The following is a 9,467-nucleotide window of genomic DNA, read 5'->3' on the forward strand; positions in this document are numbered from 1 at the left end:
ACGTAAAAAAGACCGGCATAAAGCCGGCCCTCTGGGATTACTTACAGCCGCATGGCTGAGTCGGAGGTGTGCTGCGCTTAGCCACATCGATGCTGGCTTCCGCGTAAAATTTATTTCCGATGCTCAGTGATTTGTTTTCTGCACGGAAAGTATATGTACCAGCGGCAGGAAGTGTTTTGTTATTCAGTTTTAACTTAAATTCACCAGCGCCTAATAAATCAAGAGCCAGAGGTACTCTTACTGTTTTACCGTTATTGAGGATCTGTGTTTCGCGCAATGCATTTCCGTTCATCGTATCTTTTGTATTTGCTGTAAATCCGCTTGGCAATGTAAATTCCATTACGCCAAGGCTGAGAAGCGTGTTTGGACGGTATGTCAATTCGATATCAGAGAAAGACCATTCTGTTTTGCTCGTTCCTGTAATTGTTGCAAACAATGAAGCTGTTGATTGAGTTCTCATCGTAGACTCAGTATGAGCAGAAGATGATTTAGATTCAGCTGCAAATGAAGCTGAAGGTGCAGAAACGAGTAAACCGAGACTTAATACACTGATGGCCAAAGAAGATAATAACTTGCGTTTCATAACAAAAATTCCCCCTAATAAGTGATAAAGATTAAAGGCCTGCCTCTGCTTTCCACCTCCTCTTAAAAGGCCAAATACAAATTTTACCTACATAAAATTACCATCAAATAAAATGGAAGTAAATGGGGTGTTTTTCCCGTATTTTTAAAATTTGTAGTAATTAAAGTGAAAAAACAAAAAAACGTCCGGATTTCCAGACGTTTCTTGATTATTTTGTTTCAATTGGTATAAATTTAAAAATCTCTCCGCTCTGCACCGATTCAGCAAGACGTTTCAGCCAATCGTAGTAGGCTTTAGAACTTTCCAGCTGCTCGTATAAACGCTGCGCTTCATTCTTCATCTCCTCACTGAGCGTTTCCTTTTGCAATACCTCTTGTAAATCAGCCTGAGCTTCTTCAATCGCTGATACATTCACCTGAACTTCCCGTTCCCATTTTGGCGGAAAGAAATTTGTGAAAAATTTAAAGAAATCTTTTTCGGCTACAAAAGTGTGCTTGCGGATGCCTCGGTGAAATGTCTTTTTCACGACATTTAAATCCTGCAGCTTTTTGACACCTGTGCTCATGCTGGGCTTGCTCATTTGCAGCTCCTCCCGCATTTCGTCAAGCGTCATCTCGTCCCGCATGTACATCGTTCCATATAATATCCCGACACTTCGGGTAATTCCGTAAAGATCCATTGTTTCAGCAATGGAGTCAATAACAAGATCCCGTGCCTGTTCTATAGCTGCAAATTCTGGATTTTCATCCATACTGACCCTCTTTTCCTTTAGAAAATTAAATTTGTTAAGTCATTTCTTTATGTTCTTTATCTTAACGAAACCTAGAGAAAAGTCAAAACGAAAATCACAATTAGGGCTTTGACAGTTTAAAAACCATATGTTAGATTAAGGTTGTTAAAAACATTAAATTTTTATTTAACAAACTTTATTTTCGTCAAGGAGGACTTAGATGAGTCAAACATTATACATTGACGGTGAATGGATCAGTGCCGAAAAAGGGCAGGTCCGCAGTATTATTAATCCATTTAATCAAGAAGAAATTGCAACAGTTAGCGAGGGCGGACGTGAGGATGCTGTTAAAGCAATTGCTGCTGCACGAAAAGCTTTTGACGCAGGAGAGTGGCCTTCTCTTTCAGGGCTTGAACGCGGAAAAATAGTTCTGAAAATTGCGGAATTAATCAGACGCGATCTAGACGAGCTGGCCGAGCTCGAATCCCTTGATACGGGAAAAACACTTGAGGAAAGCAAAGCCGATATGGACGATATCGCTAATGTTTTTCAGTATTATGCTGGTCTGGCAGATAAAGATGGAGGAGAGATCATCTCATCTCCAATCCCTGATTCAGAAAGCAAAATCATCAGGGAGCCAATTGGCGTATGCGGACAAATCACGCCATGGAATTATCCGCTTCTGCAAGCAAGCTGGAAAATCGCCCCGGCTTTAGCGGCAGGCAATACAATTGTCATGAAGCCGAGTGAGATCACACCGCTGACGACAATGAAAGTCTTTAAGCTGATGGAGGAAGCCGGAGTTCCAAAAGGTGTTGCAAACCTTGTGTTGGGACCGGGCGCCACAGTGGGTGATGAGCTTGCTGTAAACAAAGACGTTGACTTAATTTCGTTTACAGGCGGAATTGAAACAGGCAAAAAAATCATGCGGGCGGCAAGCGGCAACGTCAAAAAAATCGCGCTTGAGCTTGGAGGGAAAAATCCAAATATCGTTTTCAAAGACGCAGACCTGGAAGTCGCGGTTGATCAGGCGCTAAATGCCGTATTTTTCCACGCCGGCCAAGTATGCTCCGCCGGGTCCCGATTGCTTGTAGAAGAAGACATTCATGATCAATTTTTAGCAGAGCTTGTCAAACGGGCGAAACGCATTAAACTCGGAAACGGTTTTCACGAAGAGACAGAAAGCGGTCCGCTCATTTCCGCGGAGCACAGAGCAAAGGTTGAAAAATATGTAGAGATCGGACTGCAAGAAGGTGCAAAACTGGAGACTGGCGGCAAACGTCCGGAAGATCCAGCACTTCAAAATGGTTTTTTCTATGAACCTACCATTTTCTCAAACTGTACATCTGACATGAGAATTGTTCAGGAAGAAGTATTCGGGCCAGTATTAACAGTCGAGACATTCAGTTCTGAAGAAGAAGTAATCTCACTGGCGAATGATACGATTTACGGATTGGCCGGGGCTGTATGGTCGAAAGATATTGAAAAGTGCGAACGTGTAGCAGCCCGTTTAAGAATGGGGACGGTTTGGATTAACGATTTCCATCCGTACTTTGCACAGGCGCCATGGGGCGGCTATAAGCAATCCGGATTCGGACGGGAACTTGGAAAAATAGGGCTTGAAGAGTATACAGAAATCAAACATGTATATCGCAACACAAAACCGGCAGCGGTTAATTGGTTCAATTCATAAGAGGGGGAGATTGATTATGACATTAAATATGAAAGTAGAAAGCATGCATAAATTTCACACATTTGAAATTCCGACTGTGATTAAGCACGGAATTGGCGCCATCAATCACGCAGGAAAAGAAGTAGCTGGACTGGGTGTTTCAAAAGCATTGCTTGTTACAGACCCGGGAATTTATAAAGCGGGCGTTGTAGATCCTGTGATCGAGTCATTAAAAGAGGCAGGCATTGAAGTGGTGCTCTTTAATAAAGTTGAGCCAAACCCTCCTGTACGGCTTGTAAATGAAGGTTCCGAGCTTTACAAAAAAGAGAACTGCAACGGCTTGGTGGCAGTCGGAGGCGGAAGCTCCATGGACACAGCGAAGGCCATTGGAGTAGAAGCGACTCACGAGGGAAGCGTACTTGATTATGAAGCAGCTGAAGGAAAAAAACCGCTGGAAAACCGCATTCCTCCGCTTACGACAATTCCGACAACCGCTGGAACTGGCTCAGAGGTAACGCAATGGGCGGTTATTACAGATGAAGAAAGAGAATTCAAATTTAACACAGGCGGTCCGCTGATTGCCGCGCATTTGACTGTGATTGACCCAGAGCTTCACGTCTCAATGCCGCCGCACGTAACAGCGATGACGGGGATTGATGCTCTTGCTCACGCCATTGAGTGCTACACAATGAAATTTGCGCAGCCGATTACAGACGCAGTGGCTTTGATGGCGATTGAATATGCCGCTCACTACATTAAGAGAGCATTTGCTGACGGAGAAGATCTCGAAGCCAGATACGGAATGGCACAGGCTGCTATGCTTGCCGGTCTTTCTTACGGCAGTGAATCAGCGGGTGCAGCTCACGCCATGAGCCAAACACTCGGCGGTATTATCCCGGTCGCTCACGGACAATGTGTGGCGGCAATGATGGGCCCTGTTATGGAATACAACTGGAAGGGCTATCCGGAGAAATTTGCCCGCATCGCAAAAGCGTTCGGTATTGATACAAGCCAGATGACAACAGAAGAAGCTGCAAAAGCATCTGTCAACTGGATGTACGATCTTGTGAAAGAGTTAGAAGTACCGACTTTAGAAGAACAAGGGGTATCACCTGACATGATCGAGCGCTTGTCAAAAGAAGCAATGAAAGATCCGCAAACTTTCGGAAATCCTAGAGATTTAAATGAGAAAGCATATAACTGGATCTACAAACGCTGCTTTAATCTTACGCCAAAAACTGTATAATGCGATAATCCCGCTCCTTTACAGAGCGGGATTTTTTTGGATAATTGAACATAAGTGAACAATCCTAAAGACAAAGGACGGTGCAAGCTTATGTGGAAACGAATGACTGCAAAAACGGAAGGCTTATATGTTGCAGATACAGAAAGCTTTGTAACAAAACAAATGGACAAGCTCGATTTTGATTATGGCGGCATTCCCGGCGACTTGCATTTCGGCCTGACAAAAAAAGCTGGGGCCCGAGAGCCGATGTTTTCAAGAGGAACAGAGATTTTTAATCGCAGACAAATCTCAATTGTTTCAACAGAAGAATGTGACGAAATTGCTTTGAAAATGGGCGTCCCGAGTATTTTTCCAGAATGGCTCGGTGCAAATGTTGCAATTAGCGGTATACCTGACTTCACAACATTAAAAGAAGGAAGCCGGCTTATATTTCCGAGCGGCGCCGCTTTACTGTGTGAGGGAGAAAATGATCCGTGTATCCAGCCGGGTGAAGTCATCCAGTCTTATTATCCGGACAAGCCAAAGCTTGCACCGGCTTTTGTCCGCCATGCGTTGGGGATAAGAGGTATTGTATGTATTGTCGAGAGACCCGGTGCCGTGTATGCAGGTGACGAAATAATCGTTCATTCCTATCAGCGGAACATCAAACAAAAAGCAGAAAGAGTCTGATTAAATCAGACTCTTTCTATTTTCTCTTTAATTTCTTTGATCTGGCTAAGGTGGCGTTTTTCATGATGGCCGATAAAATCGATCCATTGTCTGACGGTCAGCTCTTGAAACACGGGATGCGGCAATACTCTTTCGAAATCTTCTTCTTTAAGAGATGCAATAACAGCTGTTAACTGCTCCCTTACAACATCAAGCTCCCGTTTCATTTGGCTGCCTGAAATAAAATCATGATCCGGTTCAAGATGGGCTGGCGCTTTCCGTTTATTGCTTCTATCCTGTGCAGCCGTAAGCGGTTTTTCCTCAATTTCCTTAATAGGCGCTTCCTTTACTCGTTCTTTCAGCATGTTTTGGGCAGTCATATCAATTTTCTTCAAATGATCAAGAACTTCCCGTATACTCCATTCATCAGCAGAAGGCTTTTGATTCAGCTTTTCATCGGAAAGTCCTTTGACTTCATTCCATGTTTCTAATCTGGCTTCATTAAAGATACTCATCATATCTCCTCCTGAAAAAACATTACCATATATAAGAACATTTATCATGTATAAAGCACTGTGTCGGGAGCATTTATCGAAACATTTTGAAACCTTTTCTTATGTGTCTCGTATAAAAGGTAACCACGGCCGTCGGTTAAAGTAGCAGCTTAGAAAGGATGAGAAAATTGGAGTTATACGGTGTTCCTGTCCAAACGATTTACCTTTACACCCTTATTATAGCCGGAAGCCTTACGCTGCTATTTTTATTTTTCGGAGATGTGTTTGAAGGGCTGTTAGAAGGTATTCCATTTTTAAACCCGACATTGGTGCTCTCATTTTTCACATTTTTCTCCGCATCTGGATATATAGGCGAAACAGTTTTCCCCCTCTCCAGCCTGATTATTGCTCTATTATCCTGTCTTCTTTCAGTGCTGCTGGTGATATTGCTCCATTTATTTGTGCTTGTCCCTTTATCATCGGCAGAAGAATCATTGACCTATCGGGAAGATGATCTTAGAGGAAGACTCGGAAAAGTCATAACCGCTATTCCTGTTGATGGATTTGGAGAAGTGCTGATTGAAGGGATAGGCGGTACGATCTCAAAATCAGCGATCAGCTTTGAAAATGAACAGATCAGTTACGGAACAGTCGTCTTAGTTGTGGATGTCAAAAACGGAGTTCTTTCAGTCACTCCGCATGAACCTTTATAAAACAAGGAGGAATGTCATATGACAATGCCGATTATCATCGTCATCGGAGTTGTATTCTTTTTACTCATTGCACTTATAGCGGTATTTATTACAAAATATCGTACGGCAGGGCCTGATGAAGCGTTAATTGTTACAGGAAGCTATCTTGGAAATAAAAATGTTCATGTTGATGAGGGAGGCAACCGCCTGAAGATTGTTCGCGGAGGAGGAACCTTTGTTCTTCCGGTTTTTCAGCAGGCTGAGCCGTTAAGTCTGTTATCAAGCAAACTCGATGTATCGACTCCTGAAGTTTATACAGAGCAAGGTGTGCCTGTAATGGCGGACGGAACTGCAATTATTAAAATCGGCGGATCGATCGGAGAAATCGCCACAGCAGCCGAACAATTTTTAGGAAAGTCAAAAGAAGACCGAGAGCAGGAGGCGCGTGAGGTACTGGAGGGCCACCTTCGCTCCATTCTCGGGTCTATGACAGTAGAAGAAATTTATAAAAACCGCGAAAAATTCTCCCAAGAAGTGCAGCGTGTCGCTTCACAGGATCTCGCTAAGATGGGTCTTGTGATTGTCTCCTTTACTATTAAAGATGTCCGTGATAAAAACGGCTATCTTGAATCACTAGGTAAACCTAGAATTGCGCAGGTAAAACGTGATGCTGACATTGCAACCGCAGAGGCTGATAAAGAAACAAGAATTAAGCGGGCGGAAGCCGATAAAGAAGCCAAAAAATCAGAGCTTGAACGAGCGACGGAAATTGCGGAAGCTGAAAAAATCAATCAGCTTAAAATGGCTGAATACCGGCGAGATCAAGATACAGCAAAAGCCAACGCTGACCAGGCATACGATTTGGAAACAGCTAAAGCACGCCAGCAGGTCACAGAGCAGGAAATGCAGGTCAAGATTATAGAACGGCAAAAACAAATTGAATTAGAAGAAAAAGAAATACTTCGCCGTGAACGCCAGTATGATTCTGAAGTGAAGAAAAAAGCCGATGCAGACCGCTATTCAGTTGAGCAATCTGCCGCTGCTGAAAAAGCCAAACAGCTCGCCCAAGCCGATGCCAAGAAATACAGCATAGAAGCGATGGCGAAGGCTGAAGCTGAAAGGGTCAGAATTGACGGTCTTGCAAAAGCAGAAGCGGAAAAAGCAAAAGGTGAGACAGAGGCCGAGGTTATTCGCTTAAAAGGTCTGGCTGAAGCGGAAGCGAAAGAAAAAATTGCCGCTGCCTTTGAACAGTACGGTCAGGCTGCGATTTTCGATATGATTGTCAAAATGCTTCCGGAATACGCGAAACAGGTATCAGCACCGCTTTCAAATATTGATAAGATCACCGTCGTGGATACAGGAGGCAACGGTGATTCAAGCGGCGCCAACAAAGTCACAAGCTATGCGACAAACTTAATGTCCAGCTTACAAGAAAGCTTAAAAGCGTCTTCGGGAATCGACGTAAAGGAAATGATTGAGAACTTTTCAGGAAAAGGCAACATCAAACAGAGCATCAACGAACTGACAAATGAATTAAAAGAAACAAAACCTGTTCAAAAATCTGAATAACCATTGCGGAAAGGAATAGAGAATGAATGGTGACTATAAGAGAAGCACGAATAGATGATATAAAGGCCATCGCAAAAGTGCACGTTGACAGCTGGGTGACAACATACAGCGGCATTGTCTCGGCTGAATATTTAAATGGTTTAAACTACAAGGATTTTGAAGCCAAATGGAAAACCCGTTCATTAAAGGGGGTTTTTGTGGCAGAAGATGATAAAGGTTCAGTATTCGGCTTTGCATCTTTTGGTCCTATTCGTACAGAGCAGAAAAACTATGACGGTGAGTTATATGCCATTTACCTTTTAGAAGAAAAACAGCGGCAAGGTGCAGGCAGAGCACTTTTGACAAAGGGAACAGATTTTTTGCTTGATCATGGCTTTACGAGCATGTTTGTTTGGGTCGTAGAAGAGAATCCTTCGATTACATTTTATCAGTCGTTTTCACCTGAAAGAGCAGCCGAGGATAGGTTTGAAATCGCAGGAGAAAGCTTGAAAGAAATAGGATTCGGTTGGCCGGATCTTGCTTCATTAAAAAATCTGCTTAACAGAAGATAGAAAACAACCCCCAGCGGAACGGCCGCTGGGGGTTGTTAGATTAAGCTTTTTCAGTTTTCAGCAAGCGCGGAGCTGTCATGAACAATAAACAAAGGACAATCGCACAGATGATGAATGATGGAACCATATAAGTAGCATTATAAGTTAATGAGTAAATCCATACCGGCGTTCCTTTTGGTGCAAAGCTGCCGAAAAATACCGCCCCTGAAATCACATGTGCAGCATAACGCAGAAAACTGCCGATAAAAACTGCGCAAATCACTGATACAATCAATTTTCCTTTTGCTTTTGATAAAGCTGATTTGCGGACAGCGGAAGCGAAAAAGCCGCTTATTCCAATAGCGGCGAACGCTGCAATGTAATCAAGCAATAGCTGAACAGGGTGCTGAAGAAATAGATTTCCAATCGCAATTTGAACAAGACCTGTCAATAGACCGGTGGTAAGCCCTGCTTTAACTCCCCAGCGAAATGAAATCAAAAAAATCGGAATCATCATGATGGATACCGATCCTCCTTGAGGCATACGGAGGAACATTCCGGAAACGATGTCTAAAATGACAGCAGCAGCAGTCATGATTGCAATTTCAATAAGACGAACCAGTTGTCTTGATTGAGCCATAAAAATCCCCTTCCATCGATAGACAATCCAAAAGGACAACAAAAAAGCAGCACGCGGAAGGATGAGGAAAGTTCCACGCACTGCTTTACAATCTGCAATTCATTTGACTTTGCCACATCCCTACGCCAGCGTTAACTAACAGGTTCAAAGGGTCAGAACGATACCGCTCACTCTCAGCTTTTATGCTCCCCTTGTGGTTATCGGATATTTAGTTCGTTTCTACTATACAAGAAAACGGTTAAAACAACAAGATGATATTGCCTGTGGTAAATGGTCATTAATAGATATAAAAAGCATTACAAGTTAGATAGAATGAAAAAAGATTACAGTTTTATTGTTTTATAGATTTTTTTAAAAAAAGTATTGCAATAAATAATTATAGGTGTTATATTATTAAACGTCGCTGATGAACAACAGACAAAACAAGAAGCTTCAAACGACTTTGAAAAAAAGTTGTTGACAATCAGAAAGCTGAATGTTATATTATTAAAGCTGCTTCATCGAGAGCAGTGATGATCTTTGAAAACTAAACAAGACAAAACGTACCTGTTAATTCAAGTTTTATTATAAAATCGCACAGCGATGTGCGTAGTCAGTCAAACTAAGGCCTGCATGATGCAGGTCACGCAGATGTTGCCACAGGATGTGGCGAACTTAATCTGC

At 42.8% G+C, this 9,467-nt stretch carries 10 protein-coding genes and 1 riboswitch; of the genes, 6 read left to right on the plus strand and 4 right to left on the minus strand.

Annotated elements, in window-relative coordinates; translation table 11 throughout:
• Nucleotides 1-37: 37 nt before the first annotated feature.
• A complete protein-coding gene (bslA, locus tag V6D42_RS19305; protein ID WP_268447305.1) occupies nt 38-583 on the minus strand; it encodes a biofilm surface layer hydrophobin BslA in 546 nt (181 codons plus the stop codon).
• Between the two features lie 208 nt (nt 584-791).
• Complete coding sequence (gene cudC / locus V6D42_RS19310) at nt 792-1,334, minus strand: choline uptake/conversion transcriptional regulator CudC (RefSeq protein ID WP_010331622.1); 543 nt, start codon at nt 1,332-1,334, stop codon at nt 792-794.
• Between the two features lie 199 nt (nt 1,335-1,533).
• Between cudC and betB the strand changes: the two genes are divergently transcribed.
• From betB to V6D42_RS19325, 3 genes are all read left to right on the plus strand, one after another.
• Nucleotides 1,534-3,006, plus strand: a complete 1,473-nt coding sequence (gene betB / locus V6D42_RS19315) for a betaine-aldehyde dehydrogenase (RefSeq protein ID WP_333514306.1) — start codon at nt 1,534-1,536, stop codon at nt 3,004-3,006.
• A gap of 16 nt (nt 3,007-3,022) precedes the next feature.
• Nucleotides 3,023-4,231, plus strand: coding sequence for a choline dehydrogenase (gbsB, locus tag V6D42_RS19320; RefSeq protein WP_010331620.1), 1,209 nt, complete (start codon nt 3,023-3,025; stop codon nt 4,229-4,231).
• Nucleotides 4,232-4,321: 90 nt separating this feature from the next.
• Entirely contained in the window at nt 4,322-4,900 is a 579-nt protein-coding gene (locus V6D42_RS19325) for an MOSC domain-containing protein (protein WP_010331619.1), read from the plus strand.
• A 5-nt stretch (nt 4,901-4,905) separates the two neighbouring features.
• Here V6D42_RS19325 and V6D42_RS19330 read toward each other — a convergent pair whose 3' ends face one another.
• Entirely contained in the window at nt 4,906-5,394 is a 489-nt protein-coding gene (locus tag V6D42_RS19330; protein ID WP_333514307.1) for a DinB family protein, read from the minus strand.
• Between the two features lie 167 nt (nt 5,395-5,561).
• On the opposite strand from V6D42_RS19330, the gene V6D42_RS19335 reads away from it, so the two are divergent.
• The 3 genes from V6D42_RS19335 to V6D42_RS19345 are packed head-to-tail and all read left to right on the plus strand — an operon-like array spanning nt 5,562 to nt 8,185.
• Nucleotides 5,562-6,086 carry a hypothetical protein gene (locus V6D42_RS19335; RefSeq protein WP_333514308.1) on the plus strand — a complete coding sequence of 175 codons (525 nt, stop codon included), beginning with the start codon at nt 5,562-5,564 and terminating at the stop codon, nt 6,084-6,086.
• An 18-nt stretch (nt 6,087-6,104) separates the two neighbouring features.
• Nucleotides 6,105-7,634 (plus strand): flotillin lipid rafts scaffold protein FloT, encoded by a 1,530-nt coding sequence (gene floT, locus V6D42_RS19340; protein ID WP_101864225.1) that lies wholly within the window; start codon nt 6,105-6,107, stop codon nt 7,632-7,634.
• Between the two features lie 26 nt (nt 7,635-7,660).
• The gene (locus V6D42_RS19345; protein ID WP_333514309.1) at nt 7,661-8,185 is read left to right on the plus strand and encodes a GNAT family N-acetyltransferase; all 525 of its coding nucleotides are present in this window, start codon (nt 7,661-7,663) and stop codon (nt 8,183-8,185) included.
• A gap of 40 nt (nt 8,186-8,225) precedes the next feature.
• On the opposite strand, the gene thiT is transcribed toward V6D42_RS19345, so the two are convergent.
• On the minus strand, nt 8,226-8,804 hold the full coding sequence (gene thiT, locus V6D42_RS19350) for an energy-coupled thiamine transporter ThiT (RefSeq protein ID WP_333514310.1): 579 nt from the start codon (nt 8,802-8,804) through the stop codon (nt 8,226-8,228).
• Between the two features lie 100 nt (nt 8,805-8,904).
• A riboswitch (TPP riboswitch) is annotated at nt 8,905-9,006 on the minus strand.
• Nucleotides 9,007-9,467 lie beyond the last annotated feature (461 nt).

It is taken from the genome of Bacillus sp. 0909A (genome assembly GCF_036765115.1).
Classification (GTDB): Bacteria; Bacillota; Bacilli; order Bacillales; family Bacillaceae; genus Bacillus; species Bacillus mojavensis.